Origin of the sequence: Acetatifactor aquisgranensis, assembly GCF_943193215.1 — a bacterium.
Taxonomy (GTDB): Bacteria; Bacillota; Clostridia; order Lachnospirales; family Lachnospiraceae; genus Acetatifactor; species Acetatifactor aquisgranensis.
In genome coordinates this window covers 21046-41178 of sequence record NZ_CALPDH010000009.1, presented here as the reverse complement: position 1 = coordinate 41178, position 20133 = coordinate 21046, and the positions used below count along the sequence as shown (strand labels likewise).

Here is a 20133-nt window from a genome sequence, read left to right as displayed (position 1 = left end):
TGTAATACAGTGACATCCAGAATGTCAAAAAGAATATGGGACTATGCGCAAAAACGGCATCGCAAAGCTATCTGCAGGGATGGAACTCATGTGCGCAGACTACAGTGTAGTCAGCCTCCCGGCCATGCACTGTCTTCTCTTCCGTCCCCACATTCTCGCCGCATACCCAATAAGAGCCGTCGGCTTTCTGAATCACCGTATTATTCAAATGCTTTGGATAGATATCCCAAGCTCTGCAATGTCATCATGCTCCATATCATACCGCAGCCCGCCTGTCCAGGCCATGGCGATATCTTCTGCACCCGGCTGCGGGTAATTGTTCAGTGCAAGGTCTGTCCAGACCATGACCACATCCTCCGCCACCATCGTCGGCTCACCGATTGGGGCCAGATCCGCAACACCGCAATTCCCGGACATGTTGTACCCCCAGGTCCAGACTGTCCCGTCCCTAAGCAATGCTGCATGGTTGAACCAGCCTCCTGTGACCAGCACCGCGTCTTCTAAAATCTTTTGAGGATTTTGCAGATAATAGACATTCGGCGAATAATAGCTGCCCTCAAAATAAACGGTTCCCCAAGTCCATACTGTCCTGTCCTCTTTCAAGCAGACGATGTCCTCTCTGCCGCAGCATGCATAGGCCCAGTACGCCCTTTTGGGTCTTCCTGAAAGCCGCCAGATTCCTGACCCTGCCTTTCGTATCTCCTTCCCCGAAGTCCACCGGAATTCCTCCAGGGACACGGCGGGGCGCGGAAAGGGCCAGCAGAGAAGCGGAGTAATCTGCCCTGATATCCTCCCCAAATCTTTTAATAACTGCTTCATCGCAGCTCATTTCCATGTCTTTGCAGGACAGAATGAACGCAATCCATACCAGCGGATTGAACCAATGGATGCACAGCGCGGCAAACGCCGCCGGCTTGACGATATGGTCCATGCGCCTGATATGGAATTTCTCATGCAGGATAATATATTCCTGCTCTTCCTGGCGCAAATTCCCCGGCAAATAAATCCTGGGCCTGAATATGCCCATTACGAACGGAGATACCGCTTCATCTGTCATATAAATATTTTCTCTCAGAGGGATTGCTATTGATACTTTCCTGCGAATCCTGACAGCGGATATCACGCTGTACAGAAGCAGAATCCCGATTCCTGATACCCATATATATTTTCCAAATAAGAGGAACCGCTCCTGCCAGGAGATTTCTGTAACCGCAGAAGTTACATCCGGATGTGATTTTATGGGAGCCGCCTGTGCAGATTCCGGCTCTTTCTTCGCTTCATCAACTGTATCGGTCGCGACAGGTTCGCCCGGCCATTCTGCGGGAACAGCCTTTTCCTCCCATCTGTACTCATAGAACACGGGCTTCAGATTTGGCACCAGGCTGATTCCGAATTCCAGAGTAATCGGACAAAGGAGCCTGAACAGGACCACGCTCCAGAGCAGATAGGAAATATACTTGGGAAACCGTTTCAACAAAATGCGCATAGAAATTAAGAATTTCCTGACAGGGCCGCCACAGCTGACAGCCCTGTCATATTTCTGCAATTTCTACAGAATCCGTATAAATCTGTCAAAAGCCGCCTGCCCCTGGGACGTCCTCTTGTACACCCCGGCGTCCTCCAGCACTTCCATGAACACCAGGCCGATTTCTTTCTCAATGATTTCATCGATGTTGGCGGCATCTATCTTCTCGTACTTAGGCGTAAACTCCTCCACCCAGTCCGCATGCTTCTCCAGCACTTCGTCCGCCCGCAGATCCGCTCCGGTGAGGATAGCCTCTTTCAGCTGCGCCATCTCTCCCTTAAGGCGGGCGGGCAATACGGCCAGCCCCATGACCTCGATGAGGCCTATGTTCTCTTTCTTGATATGGTGGAGCTTCGCATGGGGATGATATACCCCAAGAGGATGCTCCTCGGTGGTGATGTTGTTGCGCAGCACCAGATCCAGCTCGAAATTGTCCCCGCGTTTCCTGGCAATAGGCGTGATAGTATTGTGGGGCTCGCCGTCCGTGTAAGCGTACACAAATGCATCTTCATCCGTATACCCGCGCCACTTCTCCAGAATCCGGTCTGCCAGGGCGATGATTCTGTCGCTGTCCGGGCCGTTCAGCCGGATCACCGACATGGGCCAGTTCACCACCCCCGCAGCCACGTCCTCAAAGCCCTCTACCGTGAAGCTCCTCTCCACAGGAGCCTTTGCCATAGCGAACTCATAATGACCGCCCTGGAAATGGTCATGGCTCAAGATGGAGCCGCCCACGATAGGGAGATCTGCGTTGGAGCCCACGAAATAGTGGGGGAACTGCTTCACGAAATCGAACAGCTTGCAGAACGCGGCATGGTCTATCTTCATGGGCACATGCTGGAAATTGAACACGATGCAGTGCTCATTATAATAAACATAGGGCGAATACTGGAACCCCCACTGGCTGCCGTTAATCGTCACCGGGATGATGCGGTGGTTCTGTCTGGCCGGATGGTTGACCCGGCCCGCGTAGCCCTCGTTCTCCCGGCAGAGCAGGCACTTGGGATAGCCGGACTGCTTCGCGTTCCGGGCGGCGGCGATGGCCTTGGGGTCTTTCTCCGGTTTGGACAGATTGATGGTGATGTCCAAATCGCCGTACCTGGTAGGCGCAACCCATTTCATATCTTTCGCAATGCGGTATCTCCTGATATAGTCGGAATCCTGACTGAGTTTATAATAATAATCCGTTGCCGCTCTCGGAGATTCCGTCTCGTACAGCTCCCGGAATTTGCGGATGACCTCGCTGGGCCTGGGCATCAGCATGCTCATAATCTTCGTGTCGAACAGATCCCGGTACACCACGCTGTCCTCAACAATGAGGCCATTCTCGCAGCCGTAGTCGCACATGCGGTTCAGGATTTCCTCCAGCTCTCCGGCCAGTCGAGCCGCCCCGCCATCCTGCGCGTTCAGGCAGCCGGCGGCACGTGCCTCACTCTCTTCCGCTTTCTCTCCCGGCTCCCCCGGTTCATCCAATCCGAACAGCTCCAACAGCCTGTTCGCGGTAAAGGTGATGTCCTCCTCCGGCACCAGCCCTGTCCGCACACCATACGCAACCAATTTTCTGATATCTGTCTGAATCATAATAATCTCCTAACTTTGGTTTTCTGAACTGCAGTTCCGGCTCTCAATCAAATACCCCGCGGCATTCGCCAAAGTCCTGCAAATATGACTTCGGCTCATTGCCGCGGGAATACCCGTCTACAGTGCCATGGGCCCGTCGCCCACCTCTACCACATAGAAGTCCGCCGCATACCCAATCTTCTCCTGATAAGCATTGCCCACTTTCTCGATGAAGCCGTCGATGGCCTCATCTTTCACGATGCTCACCGTGCAGCCGCCGAAGCCCGCGCCGGTCATCCTGGAGCCTATACATCCGTCAATCTTCCAGGCCTCTTCCGCCAGCGTATCCAGCTCAATTCCCGTCACTTCATAGTCATCCCGCAGAGACACATGGGAGGCGTTCATCAGCTGGCCGAACAGTGTCACGTCATTGGCTTTCAGAGCCTCCACTGCGCGGACAGTCCTCTGGTTCTCATACACCGCATGCTTCGCCCGTTTCCTGCGCACATCATCCTTGATGGCAGACTGATATTTTTCAAACTCCTCCTCGCTCAAATCGCCCAGGCCGTTGATTTTCACCACCTGCTGCAGTTCCGCCAGAGCCGTCTCGCACTCGCTGCGGCGCTCATTGTACTTGGAATCGCCCAGACCACGTTTTTTGTTGCTGCTGGCGATGACGATTTTCGCACCCTCCAGTACGATGGGCGCGTACTCGAAGCTCAAATCCGCCGTGTCCAGGAAGATGGCGTTGTCTTTCTTTCCCATGGCAATAGCGAACTGATCCATGATGCCGCAATTCACCTTATTGTAATTGTTCTCAGCATATTGGCCAATCAGCGCCAGGTCCTGATTCGTCACATCAAAGCCGAAGAAATCCCGCAGAATGTATCCTGTCAGCACCTCCACCGATGCCGATGAGGAAAGTCCGGAACCATTGGGGATATTGCCGTACAGCATCAGATCCATGCCCCGGGGCACTTTCATGCCCTTTTCCCCGAAAGCCCACATGACCCCCTTGGGATAGTTTGTCCAGCCTGCCTCCCTGGAGGGCACCAGATCCTCCAGAGAGGACTCGATGACGCCCAGCCTCTCGAAATTCATGGAATAAAAGCGCAGCTTATTGTCGTCCCTCTTTCTTGCCGCGCCGTAGGTGCCGATAGTCAGCGCACAGGGGAACACATGTCCGCCGTTATAGTCGGTATGTTCTCCAATCAGGTTCACCCTGCCCGGCGCGAAATAGGCTTTCACGCCCCCGCCCTCGCCGAATACTTCCTCAAACCGTTTCAAAATCTCATTCTTCATGTCACTACCTGTTCCTTTCTGCCTCCGGCAAACTTTATTTTCACTGCCGTCCGTTCCCTCCGGCCTCGTGCTCCACTGTCCTCTTTCTGAGAATCCTGCTCTTGGATTCTATTTTAGAACTTTGATAATAGAATCCTGCTCTTGGATTCTATTATATACATAATGCCAGGAAGACCACCACATCCATATGTTTTTTGAACCTGTCAAAATGTTATATAAAGAAGCAGGGCCCTGCCGATTGCGGCTGCCACTGCCTCCTCGTCCTGATTCAATGTCTGTTCCAGCAGACTGTCCGGCTCTCTGATCAGCCTTGCCACTTCCCTGTGCCTGCCTGTCGTCACAGCGCGGACAAATTCTGCCATGAGCACAGCAACCCTCATGGCCCTTATGGCCATCCGGCCGTTTCACGCCTTGAATAAGGTCATTTTGCCATGAGCACAGCAACCCTCATGGTCCTTATGGCCATCCGGCCGTTTCACGCCTTGAATAAGGTCATTTTGCCATGAGCACAGCAACCCTCATGGCCCTTATGGCCCTTATGGCCATCCGGCCGTTTCACGCCTTGAATAAGGTCATTTTATCATAAGCCCAACCCCCTGACAAGCGCAAAGCCCCGGCAATCCCGCAAAATCCCGGCTCAAGCGCCGCTTTAGTGCCGCCTGCGCAGCGTTTCAAGCAACTCTTGATTCCATATTCCCGGCGGATAAGCTATACTGGAACCATAGACGAACAGCAGATGCATCCGCAGGAAGTTTATACCGCATAACGCCGGAATTTACCATACTTCATTGGCTAAATGGGCATGACCGGCGTTATGCAGTCAGGTAACTCGAAAGTTTTAACTGTCAGGCAGTCTAAATGAACAAGACGAAAAGGAGAAGAACATAGAAAAGCTGGTGGAGGATAATGTGGGCGGACAGGAAAGCCATGAAAAGCTCAGCCTGGACGCCATCACAGGTCTGGCGCCCTTTTTAGATGAAGAATATCTGGATGAGCTGCTGCAGAGGGCTCATGTGGAGAACCTGAAAGAGCTGGCCGGACTGGCCCCTTTCTTAAGCAGCAATACTCTGGACTCCCTGGTCAGAAACGCCAATCCTGCAGCTGACCTGGACGGCATCCTGGCACTGGCCCCTTTCCCGGGCGAGGAGACTTTGGATTGGCTGGTGGAGCAGAGAACCTTAAACGGCAGCCTGAAAAAGGTCGCCGGACTGGCTCCTTTCCTAAGCGGCAAGGCCCTGGATTCCCTGATCAGAAACGCCAATCCGGAAACCGACATGGACGGCATTCTGGCACTGGCCCCTTTCCTGGAGGAGGACACCCTGGACTGGCTTATCGAGCAGGAACTGCCGGAGGGCAAGGTCTTGAATTTATCCGGACTCTACCCTTTCCTGTCCCGGAAGTCCCTGAAAAAACTTGCGGAGCGCCTGATGAAAGGCGGCAGCCTCGATGCCCTGAAATCCATTGTGCCTTTTCTGTAATAACGGTATTGCGTACTACTTTTTTCGCCATACCGCTATATGGTGCATCTGCTCTTTCAACACATTTCACCGCCCCACCTGATGATGGCAGTACCTGCGCGCGCTGACAGCGGCTCCGGAAACCGCCGCTGCCAGCGCCACAGCCGCCATGAGCCACCGCTCTCCATGGGACACTTCCACATAGCTGCCGCAAAAGGACAGCGGCATGCTGTAGCAGATCATATGCAGCAGGGAATTCACCCTCCCCCTGGGCAGGGAATCCAGAACCAGTCGCATGAACGCAAAGGGGCCTATGTAAAGCGCCAGAGACCGCACCAGCGAGGAAAAGGACTGCCTGCTCGCCGCGGAGACGGCGCACACCAGCGCCGCCAGCACCACGGCGGCCGCCCACCCGCACAGATACAGCATCAGGAGCCCCTTTCCCATGGATATGTCATCCTCCGGGAAGAACATGGGAACCCCCGCCAGCCCGCAGCTCACCAATAGCCCCTCCGTCCCGTAATAAGCTATGTAGAGCAGGAAAATGCTCCCGCAGGCCAGCCAGTAATAGGCCGATGCCAGAAAGCACCCCACTGCCAGGCGCAGCCTCCAGAGCCGGAACCGCCCCTTGGCCGCAGGCAGGATGATGTCCGTGGCGCGGAACGCATAATCCTCGGAAAACATGGGGCACAGGAACACGATAATGGTTATATACGCCAGCTGATAAGCCATCATGAACCTGTCCCAGAACCATCTGCTGCTCCCGGTATAGCCGAAAGTATAGCCGCCCTGCAGATAGCGGCTCTCGGTCCACCCCTCCGCCAGCGCGTAAGTGACCTCACCGTCCTCGCCCACGATTTCCTCGCCGAAGAGGCTGGTCATGGCCCGGTTGCAGTAATTGTCATTGCCTCCCGTGGCCGCTGCAGCCTCCAGCCCCTCTTTCGTGGTGCTTCGGTTGGCATAATTGACAGGAGGGCCATACTTTTCCCAGATGGCCCGCACCACATCCTCTGTCAGCGGCCCGGAGAATTCGGCCGCTATCTCCTTGTCCCGCCGGATGGCCTCTTTCCCATAGTATATTCTGCCCTCGTCCACCAGCCCCTCTCCCCAGACCGTATTGCCCATGGTATAATACAAAATGAAGAAAAGCCCCGCAAGCATGGCCGCCAGACCTGCCTTTCTGGAAAAAACACGGTAAATCTCCGCTCTGAACATGTTCGCCCTCCTTATCGCTCACGAAAATAATACATACTACATAACGCCAGAATTTATACTGCTTAGCGATTTCACTTGCCGTGAAACCAGACTGCATTGGTTCAACGTACATGGCTGGCGTTATGTAGTCAGGTTACTCGGAAATTTTAACTGTACGCAGTATAAATACACATCCTCCAGATTCGGGTCTACAGGCTGCGCTCCCTCCACGGGACAGTCGTCGGAGATAATCCGCAGCCTGACGCCCTTTTCCGTATTGCGCAGGTTGCTCACATTGAAACCGGCCTGGTACCGCTCTGTGTCCTCCGGGCTCACGATACATTCCCACACCTTGCCCCGGGCCATCTCCAGCATATGGCCGATATCCCCCATGGCCAGCAGCTGCCCCTCCCTCATCAGGAGAATCTCATCCGCTATGTACTCCACATCCGACACGATATGGGTGGACAGGATGATGATGCGCTCCCTGGACAGGGAGTTGATGATATTGCGGAAACGGATGCGCTCTTTGGGATCCAGTCCCGCCGTAGGCTCATCCAGAACCAGGATTTCCGGGTTGTTCAAAAGAGCCTGGGCGATGCCAAGCCGCCGCACCATGCCCCCGGAAAAGGTCTTGATTTTCTTATTCTGATATGCGGCCAGGTCCACCAGCCCCAGCAGCTCCTCCACTTTTTTCCCGGCTTCGTCCTTAGGGATTGCTTTCAGGGCCGCCAGATACAGCAGGAACCGCTTAGCGGTAAATTCCGGGTAATAGCCGAAATCCTGGGGCAGATATCCCAGTATTCTCCGATACCGGGCCCCAAGGCTCCTGATGGCGCCGCCCCCATAGAGCACAGCCCCCTCCGTGGTCTCCAGAATGCCGCAGATTATGCGGAGTAAGGTGGTCTTGCCGGAGCCGTTTGCCCCAAGGAGGCCATACACTCCCCGTGTGAGGGTGCACGAAATTCCGTTCACCGCCGTCTTTTTTCCATATTTTTTCGTCACACTGTCCAAAGTCAGTTCCAGCATACTATCTCACCTCTCCTGATTTTTCCATACATGTACCGCAGCTGGCACAGATAAATTCCGATTCCGCCGGAAAATACCGCCGCCCAGGCCCACAGACTGCCTTTCGCATAGGCCTCCATGGGCAGGGAGCTGACCGCTGCGGCCAGCAGCCCTGTCATAAGCGCCAGCACCAGCTGTCCATAGCGGTTCCTGCTGCCCCGCAGGGCCGTGAAGAACAGCAGGCAGCAGATATTCGACAGCACAAAGGGTACCATCACATACAGGCATACCTGTCCGAAAGGCAGATTCGTCTTTCCGGCGATCGTTCCGCTGCCAAGGGCCAGCACCAGGACGTCCGCAGCCCCTGACAATGTCATCTTTATGGTCCACAGCTGCGGGAGATTGAAATAGCAGCTCTGCTCCAGTTCCGCCATCCCCTGAGAAAAATGCCGCCCCAGACTGCAGCAGCCCAGCACCCCCATCCACGCGGCCAGCACGGAAATCCAGCGCAGATAGTCCGGCAGCGCTCCGTCGTCCATGGATATCTTTTTTAATAAAAGCGCCAGACTACCTGCCAGGATTCCCTGGATAATCCAAAAGGAGGGGGAGATGTGCCGCAGTTGAATCAGAAAGAGATTCCTCAGCGAGATAATCTGGTCTGTTTGACACATGGTTTTTTCATGGATGTTTTTCCGTATTTGCCTTAATGCATCGCCGCGTTTTTCCTTTTCGGGGACAAGCGTCTCCGCTGCCGCCCTGAGCCGTTCTGCTGCCGCCTTTTCATCTGTATTGGAATCTTTCCTGCGGAAATCTTTCGCTTTCCTGCCAAAGCCCGCCGTGTTGCAATCGTCTTTATTTCCCACACTCAGATTTTTCTTCAAATCTTTATCCCTCCGCAGTCACATTTTCCCGTTATATTCTTATCGCATTATCGGGTTATCGTTATTTCGTTCATTTCATTTCGATGCTTTCCCCGCTCTCAGTCCAGGAAATCCTCCCTGCGCAGAATTCCCTGCAGCTTCTCCATCCCCTGCCTGACCCTGGACTTTACAGTGGAGACCTGCGTGCCTGTCGCCCGCCCTATCTCCCGGTATTTCATATCGTACAGGTAATGGAGCAGAATGGCCTCCCGCTGCATATACGGCAGCCTGGCCAGGGCCTGCATCAGCCTGTTGCGGATATCCGCGTCCACCGCGTGCTGCTCCGGACTGTCATACGCCTGCTGCTCCAGGCTGCCATACGCCTGCTGCTCCGGACTGCCATATATCCCCTGTCCCAAGGCCCCGGCCGTGGGCGCTGGCGATTTCCGATATTCCTCTTCCTGCTCCCCCCTGTCACAGGCCCTGCTTCCCGCCTCCAGGCAGTCATAGCCGCTTTCCTCCAATCCGCAGCCCCGGCCATGCCCATTTCCTATGTACTGCCCCTCTTCCGTCCAGCGCCCGCCGTCCCACATATTCGCAGTCTCCCTGTACTTCCGGCGCAGGTAATCCCTGCACACATTCATGGCAATCGTCAGCAGATACCCTTTCAGGTTGCGTTCATGGTAACTCTCCACATACCGGATGAAACGGACAAAGGTCTCCTGAGCCAGATCGCAGGCATCCTCCCTGCTGCCTGTCTGAAAGGCGCAGAAACGATAGATATCGTCATAATACTTCTCCGCGATATCCCCAAGAGGCTCCTTATTCCCTTTGCGAATGGCATGTATCCACTGACGCTCTTCCACGATGGCTCCTTTGTATTCCCTTTTCACTTAATATAACCTGTCCAGCCGGAAAAAGGTTTTATATTTCGGAAAAATTTACTGACTTTTTTCAGCTGCATGATAATCCCCGCCTCTTCTGCGCCTTTCCAGGCTCATATAGGCCTGACAGATTATGATGAAGCCCAGAGGGCCGCCGATGATGCCCCAAATGCCGAACAGTTTGATGCCCGCGTAGATGGACAGCAGTATCGCTATGGGGGAAACCCCGATTTTTTTCCCGATCAGCCTGGGTTCCAGCAGCTCCCGGACGAAAATGCACACCACGTACACCAGCAGGCACACCGCCCCTCTCACATAGCTCCCGCAAAAAAACTGCTGAATGGAAAGAGGCACCAGAACCACCCCTGTCCCGATAAAGGGCAGCGCGTCCAAAAGCCCCGCCAGAAGCCCCCAGAGGATGCCATTGTGTATCCCGGCGACTCCCAGCGCCGCAGCCGCCAGCGTCCCGATAAGGCTCATGATGATGACCTGGGCCTTAACGAAAGTGGCGATGTAGCGTATGATTCCGCAGATAATCTCCAGGTACACATAGCATTCCTCCCGCTCCAGCAGCCGGTTCATGATGTCATCGTAATCTTTCGCCAGAAGCACCGCCGCTATCAGGAAAGTCACCAGAAAGCCGCCCACGGAGGCGAACATCTTCACATAAGCCAGAGACTGGGAGAGCATCCCGGGCAGGAACTGCAGCTGGAAATAATCGATTCCGTCCTGAATCCTTGCAAGGAGCAGCTGCTCCAGATACAGATTGTCTATTCCCATGGCCCGCCCCACCGCATCACAGATATCGTGGATGAAAAGGGACAGCTCCGCCTCCAGGGAATCCAGGTTTTCCACCAGGCCGGGCAGGCTCCCGATAATCCAGGAAAACAGAATCCACAGCAAGCCGCCGAAGACTCCGCATGCCAGGAGCAGCAGAAGCAATGTCCCTATCTGCCTGTGGAGCTTCAGCTTTTTCTGCATTTTCTGGAGCAGCGGGCCGAAAATCGTCACGAACAGCATGGCCGCCAGCACCGGCGCCGTCAGCGGCGTGATGACTTTCAGGAAAAAATAAACTGCCCCTGTCAAAAGGAGCAGTGTCACGAATCTGTTTTCTCTGATTTTTTCCATCATACTAACCTCCCCGATGCCCCGGCTGCCGCACCGGTGTTTTATATTAGTATGATATTTTTCCGGAAAATCATAACTGTGAAAAAGAGGAAAATGCCGGGTTCTCCGGTTTTATCTGAAAATTCATCTCTTTCCCGGACACAGGATGGAGAAATCCCAGCCGGTAAGCGCAGAGGGCCACGTTCCGAACGCCGAGAGTCTGTGCCAGCGCTTTTGTCCTCTCATTTCCGTATTTGGAATCCCCTAAAAGAGGCGTCCCCGCGTGAGCCATCTGGGCGCGGATTTGGTGAAAGCGGCCTGTATCGATGCCGATATCCGCCAGGGCGAGCCCCTGCTCTTCCCTGGTCTGCAGGATACGGTATTCCAGCACCGCCCTGCAGATTTTTGGCTCTTTTGCAGCAGCAGAGAGCCTTTGCCGGTCTCCGGGACGGCTCTTGCTTCCGGGAGCCGGATCACCGGCTGCATTCCTGCGATGCCCCTGTCTCCCGCTCCGGCTTTCGGGACAGCCTCGTCCCTCCGGGCAGGCAGAACTCTCAGAGCGGCCTGAACCCTCAGCGGAATCCCGCATTTCAGGGCCGGCTTCTTTGATTACAGATATGTAGTCTGTACGTTTTCCGTTTTTCACCGGCTGTTTGTACAGGCAGTCTTCCAATCGCCCTTCCCTGGCTGCAGGTATGCCGCAGAGCACTGCATAGTATCGCTTACAAAAGCTCCCCTCATCGCCTTGCCGCTGCAATTGTCCGGTGAGGGAAGCCGCGCTGCGCCTGGTCTTCGCGAATACCAGCAGCCCCTCCACAGGCTGATCCAGGCGGTGGATGATGCCCAGATAAGGCTCCTGCCGCCCCGTAGCCATACATAAGCCACCTCTGCCCTGGAACAGATAATTCTTCAACTCACTGACCACATCCGCCTGTCCTGTCCTGGCTGTCTGCACCGCAATTCCCGCGGGCTTATGGGCCACGAGCACCTCTTTATCCTCATAGAGAATCCGACTCCGCATATCGCCCCTCTTCCCTTCCATGTCCAAAAAACGTCTAAATTAAAACAGGAAAAAGGATACTCCCATACACTAACAGTACCGCCAAATGAATCGCCAGCGCCGCCACATAAGAAATCCTGTGGCGACAGGCTGCCATTCCCCCTGTCATGGCCGCTCCATAGCCAAACAGGCCCGCCATCTGCTTCACCCACAAAAGCGGCTCCTGATAAGCTGTCCCCAGACAAGGATCGTAAGAGGCCCAGCGCACGCAGGAAACCACGCTCTCCCTCCAGGCCTGTCCCATGGCCAGGCCTGAAATCCCCTGCACCAGATAACAGGCCGCTGCCAGAATCCCAAAATAAATCCAATCTTTTCCCGGCCGTTTCTCTTTTCCCCAGAGCATCCATCCCAATACCAGCAACAAAAAACAGGGATACAGCGCAGTCCCGCATATAGCCAGCGCCGTCGCGACTGCCCTCTTTTCCTTTTCCCACAAAATCCAGGCCCCCAGGAGAAAGCCGAAAGCCAGGGCATCCACCTGGGCCCAGCAGATTCCCCGCAAAAACGCCACCGGCGACAGTATGCACACCACAAGATAAAAAGCGCTTTTTATTTTCAGCCCATCCTTAAGACCGCCTACCGCCACAAAACAAAGCGCTGCCACAATATAATCCGCTATCCCCACAAGCCATTTCACACTGTGCAGAGGCAGCACGGGCAGATATTGCGTCAGATGAATCAACAGGTAATAAAATGCGGATTGGACATTATTTTCATGGCTGTCAAAATAACAATTTATATCGGGAGCGCCCCACCAGACTACTATCTTCCTCAAATAAAGCCCCAGAGCTGCCGCAAGCGCCACCAGGAGCCAGAGCATATGCCTCTCTGCCCATGAAATCATTTTCTTCTCTATTTTCAGCATGGTTCCACCCTCTTTCCGGCACGGCATCCGTCATACAGTCCGTAAAAGCATTTCCATGTGAGGTAAAAATAAATCAACAGATTCCCCGCCGCCAGAGCGTAATGGGACACAGGGCTCCACCCCAGATAGCTGCCCCCGTAGCATAGCGCAGACAAAAGCACCAGAGCTGCCGCCGGAACGCGGTATTTTTTCTCAAAGACGGCGCATACCGGCAGCACGATTTCCGCAATATAATTATACCTTTCATGCATACAGGGCAGCAGCATGGCGCAGGTCATGGTAGTCCATGCCACATATTCCAGATAATCTTTCATGGCATGCCTGCGGCCGGACTGCACGAACAGCACCGCGAACATCAACAGCGCCATAAAAGCGAGCACAATCGCCGCTTTCCCAAACAGATAATATGGCGCCTCCTTGAAGAATGTCCAGATATTGGGATAGTAATAATACATAAACGGGTATTCACCCATCAGCCGGAAATAGGTACGGTAAGCCACATCAAAGCCGCATCCTCCTATGATTGCCGGAATGCACGATACCTGAATGGCAATTGGTATCCACAGCAGATGCAGAATAGAAAATGTCTTTTTATAAAAGTAGAGAATCAGCACAATGGGCAGAATGAACACAGCCTGCAGTTTCATAGCCAGAGCGAACCCCAGCATCCACATCCCTCTTACAGGCTTTTCCTGTGACAGGTACCAGAAGCCAAGCAGCGCCAGGCCAGCCCATATACTTTCGCTCTGGGCAAGATATCCGCTGTTTATCACTGCCACCGGGTTGCAGAGCACCAGCCCATAGGCAAGCGCTCCACAGAATCGGCCCTTACCCGTTTCCTCCCCCGCAGACATTGCCACCTGCATCACCGCGAAAGCCGCCACATAATCAAACAAAATGGAAACCATCTTGATGCTGATAATTGGTTCCGCAGGTACCAGCGTCAAAAGGTAAAGGATCGTTACATAAAACAGATTGTAATCCCCGTCATAACCGGCAAGAGCAGCCAGCGTGCCGCCCTCTTTCAGCTGCTGATACCACGGTTCCAGGCAGACTTTGTAATCCACTCCCTCAAACCGGATACCTGTCCACCGCAGGACCATCCCAAGGATAGATATCACCCCAAGCACAAAGAAAAAAGTCCGCCGATTCATCCCCCTCATCCCGTTTCCTCTCTTCCTTTATAATTATCCGTTCAAACCAGTGCAGTATGAATCAGTTTTTCCAGATATATGCCATCTGTCCCTCATTTTCGCAGCCCTCTGGGATAATGATTCTTCATGGAGCCAGCCGCCAGCTTCCCCCAGCCAATCCCAAAACCGTCCACGCAGATCAGATACCAGCCTTTCTCTCCCTCTGCCGGGAAAGTCTGGCCGCTTAAGTAAGCGGACACCGCCTGATTGCCGGAATCCAGATTCCAGACACGGGCCGCGCAGGCCGGGCGCAGCGCCAGCGCAAGGGCATGGGAGGGCTCGAACCGTTTCTTTTTCACCTCGCCCAGATGCAGACCCTGCCGGAGCGCTTTCAGGCCTTTCAGGGAGGGCATGTCCGCCGGTGCAAGATAGAGATTGTCCCCCAGCTTCATAAGTTTGAGCGCGCCTTTCAGCCCCACAGCCTCTCCCAGTCCGGAAAGAAGCTCCTCTGTCCCCGGACTTCCCCCGGCTTTCCGCCCTGTCTGTCCGCCGCTTCGGCCATACCCCCTGCTTTTCTCCGCCTCTGGTATGGCCGTCTTCCGGGCAGGTTCCCCAATCTTCCGGTCCGGTTCACCATGCCTCCAATCGGCGGCTCCCGTCTTCCACTCAGCTTCCCCAAGCCTCCAACCGGCCTCCCCTAATTTCAGGCTCTCGGCACAGAAATGCCGAAATTCCTCCGGCATGATTCCGCTCGCCTCTTTCATCGTTTCTTTTACCGTATCTTTTAGTGCGTAATTACGATATCCATCCGGAACATTCCCATCCTTTTCCAGCACAGCCGCGAAATGCCCCTCTCCCCGGACACGCTGGGGCCACAGGCGCAGCGTATCCTCCAGGCCCGGGACAGGATTTTCGACAATCTCCGGCATTCCGTCGCATCCGGCCAGCCCCAGCTTTTCTTTCTCTATGGGCAATATCCTGTATCCCTCATGCCGCCCCAGGAACCTGCCAACGCTCCCCTCGTCCTCTTCCGGCGCGAACGTACAGGTGGAATACACCAGCCGTCCCCCGGAGCGCAGCATTTTAGCGGCACAGTCCAGAATCCCGTCCTGGCGTTCGGCGCACAGCCTGACGTTTTCCGGGCTCCACTCCTCACAGGCCGCCTCGTTCTTGCGGAACATCCCCTCCCCGGAACAGGGAGCGTCCACCAGTACACGATCAAAATACCCCGGAAACGCCTCCGCCAGACGCTGTGGCGTCTCATTCAGGACGCAGGCATTCCCGATGCCCATCCGCTCTATATTTTCCGACAGAATCTTCGCTCTGGCCGGATGAATCTCATTGCATACCAGGATTCCGCTGCCCGAAAGCCCTGCGGCTAACTGCACGCTCTTCCCGCCCGGAGCCGCGCACAGATCCAATATGCGCTCTCCCGGCTGCACGTCCAGCAGCTCCGCCGGAGCCATGGCGCTGGGCTCCTGGATATAGTACAGCCCGGCTTCATGAAAAGGATGCTTCCCCGGCTGGTCCGACGGCAGATAATAATACCCGTCCTCCGCCCAGGGAACCGGCCATAAATGCGCGAAACCGACAGCGAATCCACCAGCCCGCTCCGCGTCGTCCCGCCCCTCCGCATCCGTGCCGCGCTGCCCCGCAGCGTCCCGTCCCTTTCTGTCCGCGCCGTCCGGACAAGCCGTCCCCGAGCCAAATCGCCTGGCCGCGCTGCGTCCGTCGCTGCCGATCTTGCCCGGGTTCAGCTTCAGGGCCTGAGCGCTCTCCTTTCCACAGCTTTCCAGAAAAGCCCCGTATTCCTCTCCCAGCATCTGCTCCATTCTCTCCAAAAAAGCCCCCGGCAGCATACACTTCCCCCTAACTCTCCCAAAAGCCATACCTGCCGCGCGGCAGACCTGCAGGACACACGCGGCAGTTTTATTTTCCTTCCAAAAATTACACTTTGAACCTGTACCCAACCCCCCAGATAGTCTCAATATACTGGGGCTTCGCGGTATCTTTCTCAATCTTCTCCCGGATCTTCTTGATATGCACCGTCACCGTAGCGATATCTCCGATGGAATCCATGTCCCAGATCTCCCGGAACAGCTCCTCCTTCGTATACACATGATTGGGATTCTCCGCCAGGAAAGTCAGCAGATCGAACTCCTTGGTGGTAAATGTCCTCTCCTCGCCGTTCACATATACACGGCGCGCCGTCTTGTCGATACGGATGCCCCGAATCTCCACGATATCGTTCTGGGGCTTCTGGTTCGTGCCCACCAGCCTCTCATACCGCGCCATATGGGCCTTGACCCTGGCCACTAATTCGCTTGGGCTGAAAGGCTTGGTCATATAATCGTCCGCCCCAAGGCCCAGCCCCCTGATTTTATCGATGTCGTCCTTCTTGGCCGAAACCATCAGAATCGGGATATTCTTCTCCTCCCTGATCTTGCGGCACACCTCAAATCCGTCCATCCCGGGCAGCATCAGATCCAGAATCACCAGATTGTACTCGCCGTTCAGGGCCATAGCCAGCCCCTCGTCCCCGGTGTTGCAGATATCCACCTGAAAATCGCTCAGTTCCAGATAGTCTTTCTCCAAATCCGCGATTGCCACTTCATCTTCCACAATCAATATTTTGCTCATATTCCTCCCAACCTTTCCTTATGCCTGCTCTATTTATCATCTTGAAGCTCAATATATTTCCTTAATACAAAATGAATACAGGTTCCCTCGCCCTCTTTGCTGGTGGCCCAGATATAACCGCCGTGATCCTCTATGATTTTCTTCACAATGGACAGCCCGATGCCGCTGCCGCCCTGGGCGGAATTCCGGGAGGCGTCCGTGCGGTAGAACCTCTCGAAAATCTTCGGCAGGTCTTTCTGGGCGATACCCTTGCCATTGTCCTCGATTTCAATGCGGATGGATTCCACCTCGTCCAGAATCCGGATATCAATGGCGCCTTTGGGCTTATCCATATACTTTACGCTGTTGCTGATGATATTATTGATGACTTTCTTCATCTGCTCCGGATCCGCGATGATCACTGTTTCCGGCTGCACCAGATTGGAGTAGTTCAGCTCGATATTCTTCTGCTCCAGGTCCAGCCCCACTTCCTCTATGCAGTCCCCGAAATAATCGGCTACGTTTATCCGGTGAAAATTATACGGAATCCTGTTGTTGTCGATGCCGGAGTAATAGGTCAGCTCATTGATCAGCCTCTCCATGTCATTTGCTTTGTTGTAGATGGTCTTGATATATTTGTCCATCTTCTCGGGGGTCACCGCCACCCCGTCCATGATGCCCTCCACATAGCCCTTGATGGCCGTGATGGGAGTCTTCAGATCGTGGGAAATATTGCTGACCAGCTCCCTGTTCTGCCGCTCGCTCTCCCGGTTCTCCTCGGTGGTCTCTTTCAGCCGCAGCCGCATGTCCTCATAATTGCGGTACAGATCGCCGATTTCACCCTTGGCGTCCGTCTGCAGCACATAATCGAAATTCCCCTCCTTGATCTTGCGCATAGCGATATTCAGTTCGTTAATGGGATTGAACACCCCCCTGTGAATCCACCGGGTCAGCACGATGCTGGTGAAAATCAGTATCAGGAAAATCGCAACGAACATGTCCACCAGCAGCTTCCTGGAAATCAGCGTGTTCACCTTTGTGACCACGAAGGCGCTGCCCGGATGTCCGTCCGGGAACATGAAGTCCAGCTGCTTCACGAATTTATCCATTTCATCGTAGTAGATGTCAGGGTTCTCCGCCGTGCCTCCCTCCCCATAACCGGGCAGGCGGGAGAAAATCATCTCCGCCGCCTCCTGATTTCCGGCGTAATAGAGGTCATCGTCTTTCCGTACAATGATATACGTGGTCTTGTGCGGAATCTGCGAATTCACCATGTCCAGATATTCCAGGTCCGCCAGCCTGGAGGAGTCTTCCTCGATCTGTTCCTTCAGGTCAAAGAACACATCGTCCGTGGCCGCCGCCACCTCCCGCATGTTCTCCGTCATCGTCGTATAGTCCAGGCGCGCGATGGGAAAACCTTTCTGGGCATTCATCAGATACAGTCCGATTCCCAGAAATGCCACCGCCGTCAGAATCAACGGCAGAACTATGATGACGATGAATGTGACCCGCAGCCGCGTCCTGAATTTCATAATCCCTCTCCCCCGCACGATACTTTTCTCTACTATAATCACGGTATGAAACTATTGTACCATATTTTCCCCGGGAAAGTGTAAAATAAGAAAAATAATATCATTAAAAAAATCTTAATCTTCCCGCTATTTACTTTTCCTCCTTTTGGTTGTAGGATATTTCATATACAAATAAGCAAAGGAAGGTTATATGATGAAAAAGATAAATGTAGGCGTCTTCTTCGGCGGATGTTCCCCCGAATACAGCGTATCCCTGTCCTCCGCTTCAGGGGTCATCCTGAATCTGGACAGCGAAAAATACAATCCCGTGCTCATCGGCATCTCCCGGAAAGGGGAATGGTTCCGCTATGCCGGGCCTGTGGACAAACTGCTGAACGATACCTGGCAGAATCCCGCGGACTGCACCCCGGCAGTCCTCTCCCCCAACCGCGGCGAGAAATGCCTGATTCTCCTGGGGCAGGACGGCCCATCCCGCATCCCCCTGGACATCGCGTTCCCGGTGCTCCACGGCGGCAACGGGGAGGACGGCACCCTCCAGGGACTGTTGGAGCTCTCCGGCGTCCCTATCGCGGGCTGCGGCACTCTGGCCTCCGCCTTAGGGATGGACAAAGACCGCGCTCACAGGCTGGTGCGCCTGGAGGATATACGCGTGCCCCTGCATCTGGTGATGGAGCCCGGCACCCCCGCGCAAATCATGGAAAGCTTCGCGGAAAAAATAGGCTATCCCCTCTACGTGAAACCCGTGAAAGCCGGCTCTTCCTATGGCGTCACCAAAGTGCTTGACAAAGAGCAGCTGGCCCCCGCGGTGGCTTTGGCTTTCCAGTATGACAATCAGGTTCTTGTGGAGGAGAACATTCCCGGCTTTGAGGTGGGCTGCGCCGTGCTGGGCAACAAGGAGCTGATTACCGGCGAGGTGGACGAAATCGAGCTTTCCGGCGATTTCTTCGATTTCACGGAAAAATATACCCTGAAGACCTCCGCCATCCACGTACCGGCCAGAATCGATCCCGCCAAGGCCGGGGAGATCAAGGAGACCGCTAAGCGCATCTACAGGGCGCTGGGCTGCGCAGGCTTCGCCCGGGTGGACATGTTCCTGACCCCCGATGGGGAAGTGGTATTCAACGAGGTCAATACCATTCCCGGCTTCACGGAGCACAGCCGCTATCCCGGCATGATGAAAGCCGCGGGCCATTCTTTCCGGGAAGTCCTCTCACGGATCCTGGAGCTGGGCCTTGAGGCCGCGCAGGCATAAAGAAACCGCGGAAGAGAAACTCCTATGAAAATACTATCCTTATCCTGCCATGACATTTACAAAGGCCCCCTGATTCTGGTAAATCAGGCCCACGGCCTTGATGAGAGCGCTGCCGAAGACCTCATCCCCGTGACGGAATCCCGGCCGGATGCCCTGCTGCAGCGTCCTGCCGCTCAGGCGCTGGCAAGACTGATGGACGAGATAGATGGCTGGCAGCATATCGCTTTCGTCAGCGCATGGCGCTCCCGCAGAGAACAGCAGGAAATCTGGGACGACAGCCTCCGGGAAAACGGGCCGGAGTTCACCCGCGCCTATGTGGCGGTTCCGGGCCACAGCGAGCATCAGACCGGCCTGGCCATGGATTTGGGCGCGAAAAAAGAGCAGATAGATTTCATCTGCCCGGATTTCCCCTATACCGGCCCCTGTCAGGATTTCCGGGAAAGCGCCGCGAAATACGGCTTTATCCTGCGCTACCCCGAGGGAAAAGAAAGCATCACCGGCATCAGCCATGAGCCCTGGCATTTCCGCTATGTAGGGGCGCCCCATGCGGCAATCATGCAAGAGCAGAATATGACCCTGGAAGAATACACAGACTGCTTAAAGCGGTTTCCTTACGGGAGCGGCCTGCGCCGGGTGGCGGACAATGGGCGCGAGGTCTGTATCTCTTATCTAAAAGCAGCCGCGGATCCGATCTGCCTGAAGCTGCCGGAAGAGGATTCCTGGTCTCTCTCCGGCAATAACGCAGACGGTTTTATTTTGACAGAATGGAGGTAAA

The 20133-nt window shown here is 54.7% G+C and carries 20 protein-coding genes; 3 read left to right on the top strand and 17 right to left on the bottom strand.

Features of this window, described 5'->3' with window-relative positions:
• Nucleotides 1–67: 67 nt before the first annotated feature.
• From NFS35_RS09505 to NFS35_RS09480, 6 genes are all read right to left on the bottom strand, one after another.
• Nucleotides 68–208, bottom strand: coding sequence for a hypothetical protein (locus tag NFS35_RS09505; protein WP_251206887.1), 141 nt, complete (start codon nucleotides 206–208; stop codon nucleotides 68–70).
• Nucleotides 205–603 carry an RCC1 domain-containing protein gene (locus NFS35_RS09500; protein ID WP_251206886.1) on the bottom strand — a complete coding sequence of 133 codons (399 nt, stop codon included), beginning with the start codon at nucleotides 601–603 and terminating at the stop codon, nucleotides 205–207. Before NFS35_RS09500 ends, NFS35_RS09505 begins: the two co-directional genes overlap by 4 nt.
• The gene (locus NFS35_RS09495; RefSeq protein WP_251206885.1) at nucleotides 557–1486 is read right to left on the bottom strand and encodes a M56 family metallopeptidase; all 930 of its coding nucleotides are present in this window, start codon (nucleotides 1484–1486) and stop codon (nucleotides 557–559) included. The genes NFS35_RS09500 and NFS35_RS09495 overlap by 47 nt, the downstream gene beginning before the upstream one ends.
• 63 nt (nucleotides 1487–1549) lie before the next feature.
• The gene (galT, locus tag NFS35_RS09490) at nucleotides 1550–3106 is read right to left on the bottom strand and encodes a UDP-glucose--hexose-1-phosphate uridylyltransferase (RefSeq protein ID WP_251206884.1); all 1557 of its coding nucleotides are present in this window, start codon (nucleotides 3104–3106) and stop codon (nucleotides 1550–1552) included.
• A 117-nt stretch (nucleotides 3107–3223) separates the two neighbouring features.
• Nucleotides 3224–4387, bottom strand: coding sequence for a galactokinase (locus NFS35_RS09485; protein WP_251206883.1), 1164 nt, complete (start codon nucleotides 4385–4387; stop codon nucleotides 3224–3226).
• 203 nt (nucleotides 4388–4590) lie between these two features.
• Complete coding sequence (locus tag NFS35_RS09480) at nucleotides 4591–4749, bottom strand: hypothetical protein (RefSeq protein ID WP_251206882.1); 159 nt, start codon at nucleotides 4747–4749, stop codon at nucleotides 4591–4593.
• 546 nt (nucleotides 4750–5295) lie between these two features.
• Between NFS35_RS09480 and NFS35_RS09475 the strand changes: the two genes are divergently transcribed.
• Complete coding sequence (locus NFS35_RS09475; protein WP_251206881.1) at nucleotides 5296–5865, top strand: hypothetical protein; 570 nt, start codon at nucleotides 5296–5298, stop codon at nucleotides 5863–5865.
• Nucleotides 5866–5931: 66 nt separating this feature from the next.
• On the opposite strand, the gene NFS35_RS09470 is transcribed toward NFS35_RS09475, so the two are convergent.
• The 11 genes from NFS35_RS09470 to NFS35_RS09420 all read right to left on the bottom strand — a co-directional run bounded on the left by NFS35_RS09470 (nucleotide 5932) and on the right by NFS35_RS09420 (nucleotide 18106).
• Nucleotides 5932–7059 (bottom strand): hypothetical protein, encoded by a 1128-nt coding sequence (locus NFS35_RS09470; protein ID WP_251206880.1) that lies wholly within the window; start codon nucleotides 7057–7059, stop codon nucleotides 5932–5934.
• Between the two features lie 120 nt (nucleotides 7060–7179).
• The gene (locus NFS35_RS09465; protein WP_251206879.1) at nucleotides 7180–8067 is read right to left on the bottom strand and encodes an ABC transporter ATP-binding protein; all 888 of its coding nucleotides are present in this window, start codon (nucleotides 8065–8067) and stop codon (nucleotides 7180–7182) included.
• Complete coding sequence (locus NFS35_RS09460; protein WP_251206878.1) at nucleotides 8055–8927, bottom strand: hypothetical protein; 873 nt, start codon at nucleotides 8925–8927, stop codon at nucleotides 8055–8057. The genes NFS35_RS09465 and NFS35_RS09460 overlap by 13 nt, the downstream gene beginning before the upstream one ends.
• A 98-nt stretch (nucleotides 8928–9025) precedes the next feature.
• Nucleotides 9026–9799: an RNA polymerase sigma factor gene (locus tag NFS35_RS09455; RefSeq protein ID WP_251206877.1), complete on the bottom strand. Its 774-nt coding sequence runs from the start codon at nucleotides 9797–9799 to the stop codon at nucleotides 9026–9028.
• A 48-nt stretch (nucleotides 9800–9847) separates the two neighbouring features.
• Nucleotides 9848–10921, bottom strand: a complete 1074-nt coding sequence (locus NFS35_RS09450; RefSeq protein ID WP_251206876.1) for an AI-2E family transporter — start codon at nucleotides 10919–10921, stop codon at nucleotides 9848–9850.
• A gap of 67 nt (nucleotides 10922–10988) precedes the next feature.
• Nucleotides 10989–11918: an RluA family pseudouridine synthase gene (locus tag NFS35_RS09445; RefSeq protein ID WP_251206875.1), complete on the bottom strand. Its 930-nt coding sequence runs from the start codon at nucleotides 11916–11918 to the stop codon at nucleotides 10989–10991.
• A gap of 34 nt (nucleotides 11919–11952) precedes the next feature.
• Nucleotides 11953–12822 carry a hypothetical protein gene (locus NFS35_RS09440; RefSeq protein ID WP_251206874.1) on the bottom strand — a complete coding sequence of 290 codons (870 nt, stop codon included), beginning with the start codon at nucleotides 12820–12822 and terminating at the stop codon, nucleotides 11953–11955.
• Nucleotides 12816–13985, bottom strand: coding sequence for a hypothetical protein (locus NFS35_RS09435; RefSeq protein WP_251206873.1), 1170 nt, complete (start codon nucleotides 13983–13985; stop codon nucleotides 12816–12818). Before NFS35_RS09435 ends, NFS35_RS09440 begins: the two co-directional genes overlap by 7 nt.
• Nucleotides 13986–14068: 83 nt before the next feature.
• Nucleotides 14069–15814, bottom strand: a complete 1746-nt coding sequence (locus NFS35_RS09430; protein ID WP_251206872.1) for an RsmF rRNA methyltransferase first C-terminal domain-containing protein — start codon at nucleotides 15812–15814, stop codon at nucleotides 14069–14071.
• An 88-nt stretch (nucleotides 15815–15902) separates the two neighbouring features.
• Nucleotides 15903–16595: a response regulator transcription factor gene (locus tag NFS35_RS09425; protein WP_251206871.1), complete on the bottom strand. Its 693-nt coding sequence runs from the start codon at nucleotides 16593–16595 to the stop codon at nucleotides 15903–15905.
• Between the two features lie 29 nt (nucleotides 16596–16624).
• A complete protein-coding gene (locus NFS35_RS09420) occupies nucleotides 16625–18106 on the bottom strand; it encodes a sensor histidine kinase (protein WP_251206870.1) in 1482 nt (493 codons plus the stop codon).
• A 193-nt stretch (nucleotides 18107–18299) separates the two neighbouring features.
• Here NFS35_RS09420 and vanG point away from each other — a divergent pair, with 193 nt between their 5' ends.
• Together vanG and NFS35_RS09410 are read left to right on the top strand one after the other, a co-directional pair.
• Nucleotides 18300–19358: a D-alanine--D-serine ligase VanG gene (gene vanG / locus NFS35_RS09415; RefSeq protein WP_251206998.1), complete on the top strand. Its 1059-nt coding sequence runs from the start codon at nucleotides 18300–18302 to the stop codon at nucleotides 19356–19358.
• A 24-nt stretch (nucleotides 19359–19382) separates the two neighbouring features.
• A complete protein-coding gene (locus tag NFS35_RS09410) occupies nucleotides 19383–20132 on the top strand; it encodes a M15 family metallopeptidase (protein WP_251206869.1) in 750 nt (249 codons plus the stop codon).
• Nucleotide 20133 lies beyond the last annotated feature (1 nt).